Genomic DNA, 15,278 nt, shown 5'->3' with positions numbered 1-15,278 from the left:
CAGTTTTGGACCGTTGAATCATTCCCACGCATAGGATCGATCATGCCTTGGCGGTACGTCGATCCTCCCGCGGGCACCGCGCAAAGCGTGTCCGATAACTGCGGGTAAAGTACGACGGCGATTCAAAGCCGCAGGCGATGCTCACCTCCAACACGCTCATGTCAGTCTGGCGCAGCAGTTGCCGGGCTTTTTCCAGGCGCAGGCCCAGGTAGAAATTGCTCGGCGTATCGTTGAGATGCAGGCGGAACAGGCGCTCCAGCTGACGGCGGGTGACTTTGATCGATTCCGCCAGCTCCAGGGTGCTCAGGGGCGGCTCGCTGTGCTGCTCCATTTCGCCAATCACCTGCACCAGCTTCTTGTTGCTGATGCCGTAGCGCGTGGCGATCTGCATGCGCTGGTGGTCCTTGCGCGGGCGAATGCGCCCCAGCACGAACTGCTCGCTGACCTCGATCGCCAGCTCTGGACCGTGGGCCTGGGCGATCAAGTCCAGCATCAAATCGATGGACGCGGTGCCGCCGGCCGAGGTGATGCGGCGACGGTCGATTTCGAACAGTTCCTGGGTCACGCTCAGCTGTGGATAAGTCTCCTTGAACGCCTCGATGGCTTCCCAGTGCAGGGTCACCCGATGGCCGTCCAGCAGACCCGCTTGGGCCAGGACAACACTGCCGGTATCGATCCCGCCGAGGGTGACGCCCTCGTGATCGAGACGGTGCAACCAGTGCTCCAGTGCCGGGTCGACGAACTTCAGCGGTTCGAAGCCGGCGACCACCAATAACGTCGCGCCTCTCTTCAATGGCTCCAGCGCCGCGTCGGCGTTGAGTGACATGCCGTTGCTGGCCAACACCGGCCCACCGTCGACGCTGAGCACGTGCCAGCGATACAACTCGCCGCGAAAGCGATTGGCGACCCGCAGCGGCTCGATCGCCGAGATAAATCCAATCGCCGAGAAACCCGGCATCAACAAGAAGTAGAAATCCTGGGACATGGGGCGCACTCGATAAGCGGGTAACGTGAGGGCGGTAGCGTGTGGACGTTGATACGCCACTTGCCACAGGCATTCAAGAGCACAGGTCGCTGCAGTGCAAGAGCTGGTCGCCGTGGTGCGCTTTCATCGGCCTTGAGCTGCGTAACTTGGCATCACCGGCGCACAAAGACGACCGGACCCACAATAACGAACTGCCGAGGAACCTGAGATGAAACGACTGATCAGCAGCTGTGTTCTTGCACTCAGTGGTAGCGCATTGCTGAGCGCCAGCGCCATGGCCGCCGACCCCGCTGCATGCCAGAACGTGCGCATGGGCGTGGTCAACTGGACTGACGTGATCGCTACCAGCGCCATGACCCAGGTCCTGCTCGACGGCCTCGGCTACAAGACCAAACAGACCAGCGCCTCGCAACAGATCATCTTCGCCGGCATCCGCGACCAGCGCCTGGATCTGTTCCTCGGCTACTGGAACCCGCTGATGACCCAGACCATCACCCCGTTCGTCGAGGCCAAGCAGGTCACAGTCCTGGCTGAGCCCAGCCTCAAGGACGCCCGCGCGACCCTGGCGGTGCCGACTTACCTGGCCGACAAGGGTCTGAAAAGCTTCGCCGACATCGCCAGGTTCGAAAAAGAGCTGGGTGGCAAGATTTATGGCATCGAGCCCGGTTCGGGTGCCAACACCCAGATCAAGGCGATGATTGCCAAGAACCAGTTCGGCCTGGGCAAATTCCAACTGGTCGAGTCCAGCGAGGCCGGCATGCTCGCGGCGGTGGATCGTGCCGTACGGCGCAAGGAAGCCGTGGTGTTCTTCGGCTGGGCGCCGCACCCGATGAACGTCAACGTACAGATGACTTACCTGACCGGCAGCCAGGACGCCCTGGGTCCGAACGAAGGCTCGGCCACCGTCTGGACCGTGACCGCCCCCAATTACGCCAGCCAGTGCCCGAACGTCAGCCGCTTGCTCAGCAACCTGACGTTCACCGCCGCAGATGAGAGCCGAATGATGCAACCGTTACTCGACCACAAGGACGCGTTCGAGTCGGCCAGACAGTGGCTCAAAGATCACCCGCAAGACCAGCAACGCTGGCTGGAAGGCGTGACCACTTTCGACGGCAAGCCGGCGGCCGAGAACCTGCAACTGACCAGCAAGTAAACCCCGACTCAATCACCGTTTCGCAGCCGAGCGTGGCTGCGAACGGGCTCCCTATGCCCCACAAAACCGGCCTGAAGGAAACTGCCCCATGAACCACGACGTCATCATCACCTGCGCACTGACCGGTGCTGGCGACACGACCGCCAAGAGCCCCCACGTGCCGGTCACTCCGAAACAGATTGCCGCCGCCGCGGTGGAAGCCGCCAAGGCTGGGGCCACGGTGGTCCACTGCCATGTGCGCGACCCGCAGACCGGCAAGTTCAGCCGTGACGTGGCGCTGTACCGCGAGTTGATGGAGCGCATTCGCGAAGCGGATGTCGACATCATCGTCAACCTCACCGCCGGCATGGGTGGCGACCTGGAAATCGGCGCCGGCGAGAACCCGATGGAATTCGGCCCCAACACCGACCTGGTCGGTCCGCTGACCCGCCTGGCTCACGTCGAAGCCCTGCTGCCGGAAATCTGCACCCTGGATTGCGGCACCCTCAACTTCGGTGACGGCGACACCATCTACGTCTCCACGCCGGCGCAACTGCGGGCCGGGGCTAAACGGATCCAGGAGCTGGGGGTCAAGGCCGAGCTGGAAATCTTCGACACCGGCCACCTGTGGTTCGCCAAACAGCTGATCAAGGAAGGCTTGCTCGACGATCCGCTGTTCCAGCTGTGCCTGGGCATTCCGTGGGGCGCGCCGGCCGACACCACTACCATGAAAGCCATGGTCGACAACCTGCCGGCCAATGCCGTGTGGGCCGGCTTTGGCATCGGTCGCATGCAGATGCCGATGGCCGCCCAGGCGGTGCTGCTGGGCGGCAACGTGCGGGTCGGGCTGGAGGACAACATCTGGCTGGACAAAGGCGTGCTAGCGACCAACGGCCAACTGGTCGAGCGCGCCGGCGAAATCCTCAGCCGCCTCGGCGCCCGCGTCCTGACCCCGGCCGAAGGGCGCAAGAAAATGGGCCTGGTCCAGCGCGGCTAAACCCAACCTACTTCTAACACCTGTGGGAGCGGGCTTGCCCGCGAAGAGGCCGGAGCATCCAAAACCTCTTCAGTGGTGATCCATCGCTTTCGCGGGCAAGCCCGCTCCCACAGGGATCGCCGGTAACTTTCAGGAAATCGCCATGAGCTTTATCACCGAAATCAAAACCTTCGCCGCATTAGGCAGTGGTGTCATCGGCAGCGGCTGGGTGTCCCGCGCCCTCGCCCATGGCCTGGATGTAGTGGCCTGGGACCCAGCACCCGGGGCCGAGGCGGCGCTGCGCAAGCGTGTCGCCAACGCTTGGGGCGCCCTGGAAAAACAAGGCCTGGCACCCGGTGCCTCACAGGATCGGCTGCGTTTTGTCGACACCATCGAGGCCTGCGTGAAGGACGCCGACTTCATCCAGGAAAGCGCCCCGGAACGCCTTGAACTGAAACTTGAACTGCACAGCAAGATCAGCGCCGCGGCCAAGCCTGATGCACTGATCGGTTCCAGCACCTCGGGCCTGTTGCCCAGCGAGTTCTTTGAGAGCTCGACCCACCCGGAACGCTGCGTGGTCGGCCACCCGTTCAACCCGGTGTACCTGCTGCCGCTGGTGGAAGTGGTCGGCGGCAAGCACACCGCGCCCGAGGCGGTACAGGCGGCCATGCAGGTCTATGAGTCCCTGGGCATGCGCCCCTTGCACGTGCGCAAGGAAGTGCCGGGATTCATCGCCGACCGCATGCTCGAGGCCTTGTGGCGCGAGGCGTTGCACCTGGTCAACGATGGCGTGGCCACCACCGGTGAGATCGACGACGCGATCCGCTTTGGCGCAGGCCTGCGCTGGTCGTTCATGGGTACTTTCCTCACCTACACCCTGGCCGGTGGCGATGCCGGGATGCGCCACTTCATGGCGCAGTTCGGTCCGGCCCTGCAACTGCCGTGGACCTACCTGCCCGCACCGCAGTTGACCGAAAAACTGATAGATGATGTGGTGGACGGCACCCGCGAACAGCTGGGCAACCACAGCATTGCGGCGCTGGAGCGCTATCGTGATGACTGCCTGTTGGCCGTATTGGACGCGGTGAAAAATACCAAGCAAAAGCACGGGATGAGCTTCAGCGACTAATGTATCGGCTGTTCTGGCGCTTTCGCGGGCAAGCCCGCTCCCACAGGTTTTCACTGCCCATGTGGGAGCGGGCCGGGCGGCGTTCCGCTTTCCCGCGAAAGCGCCAGTCCCGTCACCACCCCTATCGGAACCTGAAGCATGCCCACCCTCACCACCTACCAAACCACCATCATCCCTGACTGGGTCGACTACAACGGCCATCTGCGCGATGCCTTCTATCTGCTGATCTTCAGCTATGCCACCGACGCGCTGATGGACCAGTTGGGCATGGACAGCAACAACCGCGAGGCCACCGGCAACTCGCTGTTCACCCTCGAACTGCACCTCAATTACCTGCACGAAGTGAAGCTCGGCAGCGACGTCGAAGTGCGCACGCAGATCATCGGCCACGACCGCAAACGCCTGCACCTCTATCACAGCTTGCACCTGGCGGGAGAGGCACAGGAACTGGCGGGCAACGAGCAGATGCTGCTCCACGTCGACCTTGCCGGCCCGCGTTCGGCGCCGTTCAGCGAGCAGGTGACGAACAAGCTGCTGGCCATGACCGCGCTGCAATCAGACCTGCCCACTCCCGCCTATATCGGCCGGGTGATCGCCCTGCCGCCAGAAAAATAATCACAATAAAAAGGAGCGCCCATGAACACCGCCGCCCCCATTGCCGACTTTCGCCGTTACCCAATGATCAGCGCGTTGACCGCCGTGCAAACCCTGGCGGATCGCGTTTCAGTGCAGTGGGCTGATGGCCGGACGAGCCCCTTCCACCATCCCTGGCTACGGGATAATTGCCCCTGCGCCGAATGCGTCTACAGCGTGACCCGCGAGCAGGTCCTGGAGATCGTCGACGTCCCTGAAAACCTGCTCCCCCGCAACACCCGGGTGGACAGCGATGGCTGCCTGCACATCGACTGGCAGGACGGCCATGTCAGCCGCTTCGACCCCGGCTGGTTGCGCGCCCACGCCTATGACGATGCTTCCCGCGCCGAGCGCCGCGCCGCAAAACCGCAAAGCCAACTGTGGGACAGCCAGTTGCAGCTGCCGGTGTTCGAGTACCAGGCGCTGATGGAAGACTCCCAGGCTCTGCTGCAATGGCTGCTGGCACTGCGCGATATCGGCCTGAGCCAGGTGCGTGGCCTACCCACCGAGCCGGGCTCACTGACATCGATCGCCAAGCGGATTTCATTCATTCGCGAGAGCAATTTTGGCGTGCTGTTCAACGTGCAATCACGCGCCGACGCCGACAGCAACGCCTACACCGCCTTCAACCTGCCGCTGCATAGCGACCTGCCGACACGGGAGTTGCAACCGGGGCTGCAATTTCTGCACTGCCTGGTCAACGAAGCGCAGGGGGGCGAGAGTATTTTTGTCGATGGTTTTGCCATCGCCCACGCTTTGCGCCAGGAGGACCCCGAGGCTTTTCGTGCGCTGTGTGAAATCCCGGTGGAGTTTCGCAACAAGGACCGCCACAGCGACTACCGCTGCCAGGCACCGATCATTGCCCTCGATGCATTCGGACAAGTGGCGGAGATCCGCATGGCGAATTTCCTGCGCGGTCCGTTCGATGCTTCGGTCGAACAGATGCCCGACCTCTATCGGGCCTATCGGCGCTTTATCGCCATGACCCGCGAGCCCCGCTTCCGTCTGATCCAGCGCCTGCAGCCCGGCGAACTCTGGTGCTTCGACAACCGCCGGACCCTGCACGCCCGCAACGCCTTCGACCCCACCAGCGGGGCCCGGCACTTCCAGGGTTGTTATGTGGACCGCGATGAATTGTTGTCACGGATATTGGTGTTGCAGAGGTAGTGTCTGCGCGCGCATATAACGTGTTGGCTACTCTTCCAGATTCTGCGGTGGCTGGGCAGCCTCAAGAGCCTGTCTCTTTTCCACTGCCGCAGCAATGAGTGGAGCCATCTCACGCAACATATCCAAGTCTTTGTTGCTCTCATAGAGACTCAACCACTTACGCCGAGGCCTCATCACTCTTTCATCATCACGCAAAGGGAGCTTTTTCAGGGTGTTTTCAGCCCGCTCACGATACTCAGGGGGAATGGCATCGGTTGTCACTAATTGTAATGAAGGTAAGAGAATCTCAAACCATCCTTCTTGCACTTCAAAAGGGTCCAGCAAGCTCGCTGCCACCTGTTTGCTTTTCGAGCTGTTAACCCAGCCGTCGATGTACCGGTAGTTCGACCACTCGTAAGCAAGCGTCGGATTTTCATTGAAACTAATACCGTGATCGACTGTGCCACTTGGAATATACATTGCTGTATAACCACATCGATCATTAAATCCATCCGCAAGGTTAAGCCTGAAAGGAGACCATAAGTCGGTCGGTCTTTTCGCGGTTGGATTCGCCTCCAGCCACCTCTCGCCCCGCTTACGACATTTCTCATCAAACTTTTCTGGCTCGGCGATAGGATTTAATACCGGTGTCATTATTCTTTTCCTTTTAACCGCGCCTGGGGCTTACCTTGAGAGACAATCCATCGCGGCCAAAAATCATCAAGCCCAGGCAGAACACGTACTAGTTCGTCATGAATGGCTGATTTCGTTTTCAGCTTTTCCGGTAGTTGATCTTTGTCATTACGCATCCAAGCTTCAGCAGCTTCGATGGCTTCCTCCGCGGCAACGGACCGAGCCTGTTGCAGACCAAAGACATCTGAAACCAACCAATTCACCACATCTCCTTGCTTGGCCCACACCTCTTTAATGACCTTGGCCTCTCCCTCTTCGAGGTGGATATTGAATACTGCATCCTCTGACTCGATAAACTCCGGCTCAGCAGAAGCCAGTACCAACGGAGAGTGTGTTGCCACGATCAGCTGTACGGCGACCTCTTCTTGAGTCATCTCACGTACAACCTTGAGTAACGCCGGAACGATTCGACGCTGCCATTGCGGGTGCAAATGACACTCGACTTCATCGATTAGAAAAATAATCTCTTTAGCGGGCTTGATCCTTCGCTGCTTGCAGGCCCGCTTGTGACCGTTCCAAGTCCATACAAGCATGTAGGCCAGCGCTGCTATACGACGCATACCCGCGGAAGCATGAACAAGAGGGACGTCAAGACCATATGACATCCGTAACGTCGGATACTCGGTTTCATCTAGAGGACCGATGTGACAAGGTTCGCCAGGCAACAACTTTTCGATACCCGATGGAGACAACGCATCCAAGGCAATGGTCAACTCCTTGAAAGAGGAATCACCCGTCGTTCTCTGCCATCTGACCCAGTCATGAATCAGTCCATTACAGATATTTGTGCCCTTTTCGGACACAGCTCCCCTCCACACTTCATCAGGGGAAAAATTAAAGGCTCGAATTTTTTCCTCAGCGCCGGCCTGCTGATCGCTCCAATAGTTTCGTGCGGGATCCCACGCCGAAAAGCTACCATCCACCCCTGCATAAATAACAATTCCAGGAATCGACGGCCGAGCCTTTGGCTGACGCCAAACACCGTCCTTGAAGAGAATCTCACCCGCTTTGTCGCCAGCTGTCACCTTGCTGAAAGCAAACTCAATACTAGCCGAACTCGCAGACTCTCTAGGAATAGCCTCAGCGCCCCGAGCCCAAGTTCGCGTCAGAACCCACCAGGCAGCGTCCAGCAAGAAGCTTTTGCCAAGGCCATTGTCACCAGTGATGAAGTTGAGACGAGGCGCGAACTCAACGGGTCCAAACTTTTCAGCGGGACCAACACCTTTGAGAGACAAGAGTTTTAGCATTGCTTTACCTTCTGTTTTGCCTGAGAGCCAAAGCATAAGTCTGGTATGAACCGACTAGGCTTATGCGTTAACACATTTGGGACACAAGCCCAACGGTGTAAACAGCATATAGGCATTCCAATGTTTGAGCTGCGGCAATGCTAATGCCAAACAATGACCGGTAGCTATCCCCCCGCCTATGACCGTTAGGAAATAGGGCTCCTGAAGCAAAAAAAGCCCCGATCCAGCCGTGACTGGATCGGGGCCCAAGGTACTGTTGAGGAGCCGATGCGCGAGGGTGACCAAACCTTCGTGTAGCGAGCTGGGATCAGTGTGCCCAGTCCCGGACAGGGTGAGTTAGCCGAAAACGACCTGTTCATAGGTATTGCGGCCATCACGACAATTCGCCCTTGCCCACACCCCAAGCCCCCACCAGAATCGAATCACGACACCGTTCCCTGAAGAAGGATTGCGTCATGATGCACGCCGATTTGATAGACCAGGAAGACCTGCTGGGCCAACTGAAGTCATTGGGGTTTCAAGTACCGAGCGGCTCCACCGCCGAGCAGGCGTGCGAGTGTGCGGTGCGCGGCTTGAACGATGAGCGGGCCAATACCCTGCGGACCATGATCAAGCAGATGTACACCAGCAGCGCAACCATCCTGCCGGCCGTGCGCCAGGCCATCGACAAGCAGCTGTTGCCGGCATTGACGGCGTATCAGCAAAGCCGCAGCGCCTGATAAAACGCCTTCGCGGGCAAGCCCGCTCCCACACTGGATCTGTGTCGTTCACAAATCAATGTGGGAGCGGGCTTGCCCGCGAATAAAGGCGACTCGGTTTAAAGCCTTACGCTAGCAAACGTCGACTCATTACGCGCCTGGCTCAACGCCGACATCGGCCCGGACAACGGCGCCAGCACCAGTGCCTGCGGAATCGGCATCATCGCCACTTGCTGGGAGTTGTTGGAGCCAACACGTTCGTCACGCGGTGGAATGCCGAAGTATTCGCGGTAGCACTTGGAGAAGTGCGGCGTGGAGACAAAACCGCAGACCGAAGCCACCTCGATGATCGACATCGGCGTTTGCTTGAGCAACTGCCGGGCGCGGATCAGGCGCAGCTTGAGGTAATAGCGTGACGGTGAGCAGTGCAGGTATTTCTGGAACAGCCGCTCCAGTTGCCGACGCGACACAGCGACGTAGACCGCCAGTTCATCAAGGTCGATCGGCTCTTCCAGGTTGGCTTCCATCAGCGCGACGATTTCCTGCAGTTTCGGCTGGTTGGTGCCCAACATGTGCTTGAGTGGCACGCGCTGGTGATCCTGTTCGTTACGAATGCGCTCGTAGACAAACATTTCCGAAATCGCCGCCGACAATTCGCGGCCGTGATCGCGGCTGATCAGGTGCAGCATCATGTCCAGCGGCGCGGTGCCGCCAGAGCTGGTGAAGCGGTTGCGGTCGAGGGTGAACAAGCGGGTGCTCATGGCTACGCGCGGGAAGGCTTCCTGCATCGCGGCCAGGCATTCCCAGTGCACGCTGCAATCAAAACCGTCCAGCAACCCTGCGCAGGCCAGCGCCCAGCTGCCGGTGCATACGGCGCCGAGACGGCGCGATTGACGGGCCTGGCTTTGCAGCCATGACACGTGTTCGCGGGTCACCGTACGCTGGATGCCGATACCGCCACAGACGATGATGGTGTCCAGTGGCGGCGCTTTGTGCATGGAGGCGTCGGGGGTGATCTGCAGGCCGTCACTGGCCCAGACCTGGCCGCCGTCGACGGTGAGGGTCGTCCAGCGATACAGCTCGCGACCGGACAACTGGTTGGCCATGCGCAGGGGTTCGACTGCGGAGGCCAGAGAAATCAGCGTGAAATTGTCCAGCAGCAAAAAGCCGATGGATTGAGGCGCACGGTTCTGGGGTTGAGCCCCGGAGTTGAACGACGTCATCGCGGTATCTCCTCACACAAAGCGGGTGATGGCCTCAGGCGGAGGCTCTTGTTATGGCCATCGTTCTCGCGCGGGAGACGGGCTTTGTAATGACAGAGCAATTGCCATGCCTAAAGTTGAATGGCTATTCAATAACTCCTGAAAACGACGTCGCCGTGTGTCTATATATGTCTATAGAGCCCACTGGGCGAGTAAGGATTATCGGGGTGGCAAGTGCCGTGTCCCGCAGGCTGTGAGCAAATCGGTAGCACTTGTGGGAACAGGGCTACAGGCATCGGTGAAGAGTGTCACCGCAGGCACGGCTGACAGACGGTCCGGGCCGGATTGGATCCCTTGGCGGAAGTCGTGGGCTTATCTGAGAGCGACGCGCCAAAAGGTGGCGCGTCGCGGTGTGGGTGTTCATTTAGTGCGCAGTTTTGACTGGTCTGGCGGTATCGCGAGTTCTCAACACTCCACCGCACTCACCGCCAAGCCACCGCGCGAAGTCTCTTTGTATTTGTCATGCATGTCGGCTCCGGTGTCACGCATGGTGCGGATCACCCGATCCAGGGAAATGAAGTGCTGGCCATCGCCGCGCAAGGCCATCTGCGCCGCGTTGATCGCCTTCACCGCGGCAATTGCGTTGCGCTCGATACAGGGCACTTGCACCAGGCCGCCGACCGGGTCGCACGTCAGCCCCAGGTTATGTTCCAGGCCGATTTCCGCCGCGTTGCACAATTGTTCCGGCGTGGCCCCGAGAATCTCCGCCAGCCCGGCCGCGGCCATGGCGCAGGCAGAACCGACCTCGCCCTGGCAGCCGACCTCGGCGCCGGAAATCGACGCGTTCTTCTTGCACAGGATGCCCACGGCCGCGGCACCGAGAAAGTAATCGACCACATTGGCGTCGGTCACTGCCTCGCTGAACTTCATGAAGTAATGCAGCACTGCCGGGATGATCCCCGCCGCGCCGTTGGTCGGCGCCGTGACCATGCGCCCACCGGCAGCATTTTCTTCGTTGACCGCCAGAGCAAACAGGTTGACCCACTCCATGGCGCTCAAGGTCGAGCCGATCACATTGGGCTTGCCCAGCTCTTGCAGGCTGCGATGCAACTTGGCGGCGCGCCGGCGCACGTTCAGGCCACCCGGCAGGATGCCTTCGTGTTTGAGGCCCTGCTCGACGCAATCCTGCATGGCGCGCCAGAGCTTCATCAGGCCGCTGCGGATTTCTTCTTCCGAACGCCAGACTTTCTCGTTCGCCATCATCAATTCGGCGACCCGCAGGTTGTGTTTCTGACACAGCGCAAGTAACTCCACCGCGCTGGAAAAGTCGTAGGGCAGCACGGTGCGATCCAGGTCCATCACGCCACTCGACGCCTGGGCCTCATCCACCACAAAACCGCCACCGACCGAATAGTAGGTATCGCGGTGCAGCTCGCCCGCCTCACCTTCAGCCACCAGCGACATGGCGTTGGGATGGAATGGCAGGTTTTCGTCGATCAGGCGCATATCCCGCGACCAGACGAAGGGCACCGGCAAGCGCCCATCGAGCAGCAAGGTCTGGGTTTCACGCAGGATCTCGATACGGATGCCGATTAACGACGGATCGATCGCATCCGGCCATTCCCCCATCAAGCCCATGATCACCGCATTGTCGCTGCCATGGCCGATACCCGTGGCCGACAACGAACCATACAGCTGCACCTCAATGCGTCGTACCTGCTCCAGCAGGCACTTTTCCCGCAGCGACTCGACGAACAACGCGGCTGCGCGCATGGGGCCGACGGTGTGTGAGCTGGAGGGGCCGATGCCGATTTTGAACAGGTCGAAAACACTGATAGCCATGACGTACGGGACTCCTCGATGAGCGGATTCCAGGCGTCAAAGCGCCTGGCGACGGAGCTGCTACGCTCAAGCAGCAATCCGTTGACTGGCCGCATCATCAGGCTTTTGCGAGGTCGTTCGACGTCTCACACCGACGTAACCATGCCCACTAACGCCGCTGGCCGCAGACGACACATTACGGCGTATTTTTTGCGGTGCAGAGCGCTGAAAAGGTCCGAATAAAGCTGTAAACGACCTCGCTGACACTGGATGCGACCCTCCCTGTACTGGATACGACGCACCCTGTAGGCGTCAGATTTTCACTGGTACATGATCGGTTACGACTCGATTGCGAGGCGCCGGGGCAGAGCAGTCGCCAGGCGCCACCAACCGCAACACTTATAAGTGCGGTGTCCGGTCGGAACACCGCCAAAAAAAACACCAAGGAGTCCACCTATGAAAGGTTCCCCGTCGTTGTTGTTGGCCGCCATGCTGAGTCTGCCGGTGCTGGCTCAAGCCGCAGAACCGGCTCAATGCAGCACCGTAAACTTCTCCGATGTTGGCTGGACCGACATCACCGTGACGACCGCCACCACCAGCGTCATCCTCGACGCCCTCGGCTACAAGACCAAGACCACGATGATCTCCGTGCCCGTGACCTACAAGTCGCTGGCCGACGGCAAGAACATGGACATCTTCCTCGGCAACTGGATGCCGACCATGGAAAACGACATCAAGCCGTACCGCGAGGCCGGCACCGTGGAGACCGTGCGCGCCAACCTGGAAAACGCCAAGTACACCCTCGCGGTGCCAGAGGCGCTGTACGAAAAAGGTCTGAAGGATTTCGCCGACATCGCCAAGTTCAAGAAGGAGCTGGACGGCAAGATCTACGGGATCGAGCCGGGCAACGACGGCAACCGCATGATCCAGAGCATGATCGACAAGAACGCCTTCGGTCTCAAGGACGCTGGTTTCAAGGTCGTCGAATCCAGCGAAGCCGGCATGCTGTCCCAGGTTGAGCGCGCCTCGCGCCGCAACACCGACGTGGTGTTCCTGGGCTGGGAACCGCACCCGATGAACACCCGATTCAAGATGAAGTACCTGACCGGCGGGGACGAGTTCTTTGGTCCCAACTATGGCCAGGCCACCATCTACACCAACACTCGCAAGGGCTACAGCCAGGAGTGCAGCAACGTTGGCCAGTTGCTGAAGAACCTGTCGTTCACCCTGAACATGGAAAGTACCCTCATGGGTAACGTTCTGGACGACAAGATCAAACCGGACGCGGCTGCCAAAGCGTGGCTGAAGAACAACCCACAGGTCCTCGATACCTGGCTCGCTGGCGTCACCACCATTGACGGTAAACCAGGGCTGGAAGCCGTGAAAGCCAAACTCGGGCAGTAATCGCGACGCCGGGCGAGCGTGCTCGCCCGGGCTGTTTTTTTCCTTGCATGCGGACGTTCACTACCATGCTGATTGATCAGAAAATCCCTTTAGGCCAGTACATCGCTGCCTTCGTTGAATGGTTGACGCAAAACGGCGCCAATACCTTCGATGCGATTGCCACGACACTGGAAACGATGATCCACGGCGTGACGTTTGCGCTGACCTGGTTCAACCCGCTGGCATTGATCGGCCTGATCGCCTTGCTGGCGCACTTCATTCAACGCAAATGGGGCCTGACCGGCTTCGTCATCCTGTCGTTCCTGCTGATCCTCAACCTGGGTTACTGGCAGGAAACCATGGAAACCCTGGCCCAGGTGTTGTTCGCCACCCTGGTCTGCGTGCTCATAGGCGTGCCGTTGGGCATCGTCGCTGCGCATAAACCGATGTTCTACACCATGATGCGTCCGGTACTCGATCTGATGCAGACCGTACCGACGTTCGTGTACCTCATTCCTACCCTGACCCTGTTCGGTCTGGGTGTTGTCCCGGGGCTGATCTCCACGGTGGTGTTCGCGATTGCCGCGCCCATCCGCCTGACCTACCTGGGCATTCGTGATGTGCCACAAGAACTGATGGACGCCGGCAAGGCCTTCGGCTGCTCGCGCCGGCAGTTGCTCTCGCGAATAGAACTGCCCTATGCGATGCCGAGCATCGCGGCCGGTATCACCCAGTGCATCATGCTGTCGTTGTCGATGGTGGTGATTGCCGCGCTGGTGGGTGCCGATGGCCTGGGCAAACCCGTGGTCAACGCACTGAACACCGCCGATATCGCCCTGGGCTTTGAAGCCGGGCTGGCGATCGTCCTGCTGGCAATCATGCTCGACCGTATCTGCAAACAACCCGATGCCAAAGTAGTAGGGGGTGACGCATGAGCATAATCCGCTTCGATAACGTCGACGTTATCTTCGCCAAGGATCCACGCGAGGCCCTCAAGCTGCTGGACCAGGGCATGACCCGCAATGAAATCCTGAAAAAGACCGGCCAGATCGTTGGCGTGGAAAAGGCCAGCCTGGACGTCGAGAAAGGTGAAATCTGCGTGCTGATGGGCCTCTCCGGCTCCGGCAAATCGAGCCTGCTGCGTTGTATCAACGGCCTGAACACGGTGAGCCGCGGCAAGCTGTTCGTCGAGCACGAAGGCCGGCAGATCGATATCGCCTCGTGCACCCCGGCAGAGCTGAAAATGATGCGCACCAAGCGCATCGCCATGGTGTTCCAGAAGTTCGCCCTGATGCCCTGGCTGACCGTGCGCGAGAACATCAGCTTTGGCCTGGAAATGCAGGGTCGTCCCGAAAAGGAACGACGCAAGCTGGTAGACGAGAAGCTTGAGCTGGTGGGCCTGACCCAATGGCGCAACAAGAAACCCGATGAGCTGTCCGGCGGCATGCAGCAACGTGTCGGCCTGGCTCGCGCCCTGGCGATGGACGCCGACATCCTGCTGATGGACGAACCCTTCTCGGCCCTCGACCCGCTGATCCGCCAGGGGCTGCAGGACGAACTGCTGGAACTGCAACGCAAACTGAGCAAGACCATCGTGTTCGTCAGCCACGACCTCGATGAGGCGCTGAAACTTGGCAGCCGCATCGCGATCATGAAGGACGGCCGGATCATCCAGTACAGCAAGCCCGAAGAGATTGTGCTCAACCCGGCCGACGACTATGTGCGCACCTTCGTCGCCCACACCAACCCGCTCAACGTGCTCTGCGGTCGCAGCCTGATGCGCACCCTGGACAACTGCAAACGCATCAACGGTTCGGTGTGCCTGGACCCGGGCGGCGATTCGTGGCTGGACCTGGCCGAAGGCAACACCATCAAGGGCGCCCGTCAGAACGGTGCAAGCCTGGACCTGCAGAATTGGGTTCCGGGGCAAGCGGTAGAAGGCCTGGGCCGACGGCCGACCCTGGTGGACTCCAGCATCGGCATGCGTGACGCGCTGCAGATTCGTTACCAGACCGGCAACAAGCTGGTGCTGCACGACAATAACCATGTGGTGGGGATTCTCGGCGACAGCGAGCTGTACCACGCGCTGCTTGGCAAGAACCTGGGATAGACCAGACAGCAGACACAAAAACGCCGCGAGAGGATCGCGGCGTTTTTGTTTATAGGGAAATCTGGGTATGCAGGTTGACGCTAGTGGCGCCATCGCGGGCAAGCCCGCTCCCACAAGGACGGT

At 59.9% G+C, this 15,278-nt stretch carries 14 protein-coding genes; 9 read left to right on the top strand and 5 right to left on the bottom strand.

Translation table 11 applies throughout. The features are described from left to right. Positions 1-40: 40 nt before the first annotated feature. Positions 41-985, bottom strand: coding sequence for a GlxA family transcriptional regulator (locus ACM6IP_RS08615; protein WP_095164371.1), 945 nt, complete (start codon positions 983-985; stop codon positions 41-43). Positions 986-1,193: 208 nt separating this feature from the next. On the opposite strand from ACM6IP_RS08615, the gene choX reads away from it, so the two are divergent. From choX to ACM6IP_RS08590, 5 genes are all read left to right on the top strand, one after another. Further along, a complete protein-coding gene (gene choX / locus ACM6IP_RS08610; RefSeq protein ID WP_095164372.1) occupies positions 1,194-2,138 on the top strand; it encodes a choline ABC transporter substrate-binding protein in 945 nt (314 codons plus the stop codon). A gap of 88 nt (positions 2,139-2,226) precedes the next feature. Continuing rightward, positions 2,227-3,114 (top strand): 3-keto-5-aminohexanoate cleavage protein, encoded by an 888-nt coding sequence (locus tag ACM6IP_RS08605; RefSeq protein ID WP_159998321.1) that lies wholly within the window; start codon positions 2,227-2,229, stop codon positions 3,112-3,114. A 142-nt stretch (positions 3,115-3,256) separates the two neighbouring features. Beyond that, positions 3,257-4,222 (top strand): L-carnitine dehydrogenase, encoded by a 966-nt coding sequence (locus ACM6IP_RS08600; RefSeq protein ID WP_414861273.1) that lies wholly within the window; start codon positions 3,257-3,259, stop codon positions 4,220-4,222. A 138-nt stretch (positions 4,223-4,360) separates the two neighbouring features. Beyond that, positions 4,361-4,837 carry a thioesterase family protein gene (locus tag ACM6IP_RS08595; protein WP_095164378.1) on the top strand — a complete coding sequence of 159 codons (477 nt, stop codon included), beginning with the start codon at positions 4,361-4,363 and terminating at the stop codon, positions 4,835-4,837. 21 nt (positions 4,838-4,858) lie between these two features. Further along, a complete protein-coding gene (locus ACM6IP_RS08590; RefSeq protein WP_414861272.1) occupies positions 4,859-6,022 on the top strand; it encodes a gamma-butyrobetaine dioxygenase in 1,164 nt (387 codons plus the stop codon). A gap of 27 nt (positions 6,023-6,049) precedes the next feature. Here ACM6IP_RS08590 and ACM6IP_RS08585 read toward each other — a convergent pair whose 3' ends face one another. Both ACM6IP_RS08585 and ACM6IP_RS08580 read right to left on the bottom strand, forming a co-directional pair. After that, positions 6,050-6,655 carry a hypothetical protein gene (locus ACM6IP_RS08585; RefSeq protein WP_414861271.1) on the bottom strand — a complete coding sequence of 202 codons (606 nt, stop codon included), beginning with the start codon at positions 6,653-6,655 and terminating at the stop codon, positions 6,050-6,052. Continuing rightward, positions 6,655-7,941, bottom strand: coding sequence for an AAA family ATPase (locus ACM6IP_RS08580; RefSeq protein ID WP_414861270.1), 1,287 nt, complete (start codon positions 7,939-7,941; stop codon positions 6,655-6,657). The genes ACM6IP_RS08585 and ACM6IP_RS08580 overlap by 1 nt, the downstream gene beginning before the upstream one ends. 455 nt (positions 7,942-8,396) lie before the next feature. Between ACM6IP_RS08580 and ACM6IP_RS08575 the strand changes: the two genes are divergently transcribed. Continuing rightward, the gene (locus ACM6IP_RS08575) at positions 8,397-8,660 is read left to right on the top strand and encodes a hypothetical protein (RefSeq protein ID WP_159998327.1); all 264 of its coding nucleotides are present in this window, start codon (positions 8,397-8,399) and stop codon (positions 8,658-8,660) included. Between the two features lie 98 nt (positions 8,661-8,758). Here the strand turns inward: ACM6IP_RS08575 and ACM6IP_RS08570 are convergent, their stop codons facing one another. Both ACM6IP_RS08570 and ACM6IP_RS08565 read right to left on the bottom strand, forming a co-directional pair. Next, complete coding sequence (locus tag ACM6IP_RS08570; RefSeq protein ID WP_095164384.1) at positions 8,759-9,862, bottom strand: GlxA family transcriptional regulator; 1,104 nt, start codon at positions 9,860-9,862, stop codon at positions 8,759-8,761. A gap of 444 nt (positions 9,863-10,306) precedes the next feature. Then, the gene (locus ACM6IP_RS08565) at positions 10,307-11,683 is read right to left on the bottom strand and encodes an L-serine ammonia-lyase (protein ID WP_414861269.1); all 1,377 of its coding nucleotides are present in this window, start codon (positions 11,681-11,683) and stop codon (positions 10,307-10,309) included. Positions 11,684-12,118: 435 nt separating this feature from the next. On the opposite strand from ACM6IP_RS08565, the gene ACM6IP_RS08560 reads away from it, so the two are divergent. The 3 genes from ACM6IP_RS08560 (at position 12,119) to choV (ending at position 15,155) form a co-directional block, all read left to right on the top strand. After that, positions 12,119-13,066, top strand: coding sequence for a choline ABC transporter substrate-binding protein (locus ACM6IP_RS08560; protein WP_095164388.1), 948 nt, complete (start codon positions 12,119-12,121; stop codon positions 13,064-13,066). Between the two features lie 65 nt (positions 13,067-13,131). After that, positions 13,132-13,980, top strand: coding sequence for a choline ABC transporter permease subunit (choW, locus tag ACM6IP_RS08555; RefSeq protein ID WP_095164390.1), 849 nt, complete (start codon positions 13,132-13,134; stop codon positions 13,978-13,980). Then, positions 13,977-15,155, top strand: a complete 1,179-nt coding sequence (gene choV, locus ACM6IP_RS08550; RefSeq protein WP_095164392.1) for a choline ABC transporter ATP-binding protein — start codon at positions 13,977-13,979, stop codon at positions 15,153-15,155. Before choW ends, choV begins: the two co-directional genes overlap by 4 nt. Positions 15,156-15,278 lie beyond the last annotated feature (123 nt).

This window comes from Pseudomonas sp. IT-P176, assembly GCF_949767245.1.
Taxonomy (GTDB): Bacteria; Pseudomonadota; Gammaproteobacteria; order Pseudomonadales; family Pseudomonadaceae; genus Aquipseudomonas.
The sequence above is the reverse complement of the archived record's forward strand: the minus strand, read 5'-3'. Positions and strand labels throughout refer to the sequence as shown.

Excerpts from the sequence above, each read along its gene's own strand:
- ACM6IP_RS08560 (WP_095164388.1), top strand. The coding sequence starts at position 12,119 with ATGAAAGGTTCCCCGTCGTTGTTGTTGGCCGCCATGCTGAGTCTGCCG.
- ACM6IP_RS08585 (WP_414861271.1), bottom strand. The coding sequence starts at position 6,655 with ATGACACCGGTATTAAATCCTATCGCCGAGCCAGAAAAGTTTGATGAG.
- ACM6IP_RS08590 (WP_414861272.1), top strand. The coding sequence starts at position 4,859 with ATGAACACCGCCGCCCCCATTGCCGACTTTCGCCGTTACCCAATGATC.
- ACM6IP_RS08580 (WP_414861270.1), bottom strand. The coding sequence starts at position 7,941 with ATGCTAAAACTCTTGTCTCTCAAAGGTGTTGGTCCCGCTGAAAAGTTT.
- ACM6IP_RS08595 (WP_095164378.1), top strand. The coding sequence starts at position 4,361 with ATGCCCACCCTCACCACCTACCAAACCACCATCATCCCTGACTGGGTC.
- ACM6IP_RS08565 (WP_414861269.1), bottom strand. The coding sequence starts at position 11,683 with ATGGCTATCAGTGTTTTCGACCTGTTCAAAATCGGCATCGGCCCCTCC.
- choV (WP_095164392.1), top strand. The coding sequence starts at position 13,977 with ATGAGCATAATCCGCTTCGATAACGTCGACGTTATCTTCGCCAAGGAT.
- ACM6IP_RS08600 (WP_414861273.1), top strand. The coding sequence starts at position 3,257 with ATGAGCTTTATCACCGAAATCAAAACCTTCGCCGCATTAGGCAGTGGT.
- ACM6IP_RS08575 (WP_159998327.1), top strand. The coding sequence starts at position 8,397 with ATGATGCACGCCGATTTGATAGACCAGGAAGACCTGCTGGGCCAACTG.
- choW (WP_095164390.1), top strand. The coding sequence starts at position 13,132 with ATGCTGATTGATCAGAAAATCCCTTTAGGCCAGTACATCGCTGCCTTC.
- ACM6IP_RS08615 (WP_095164371.1), bottom strand. The coding sequence starts at position 985 with ATGTCCCAGGATTTCTACTTCTTGTTGATGCCGGGTTTCTCGGCGATT.
- ACM6IP_RS08605 (WP_159998321.1), top strand. The coding sequence starts at position 2,227 with ATGAACCACGACGTCATCATCACCTGCGCACTGACCGGTGCTGGCGAC.
- choX (WP_095164372.1), top strand. The coding sequence starts at position 1,194 with ATGAAACGACTGATCAGCAGCTGTGTTCTTGCACTCAGTGGTAGCGCA.
- ACM6IP_RS08570 (WP_095164384.1), bottom strand. The coding sequence starts at position 9,862 with ATGACGTCGTTCAACTCCGGGGCTCAACCCCAGAACCGTGCGCCTCAA.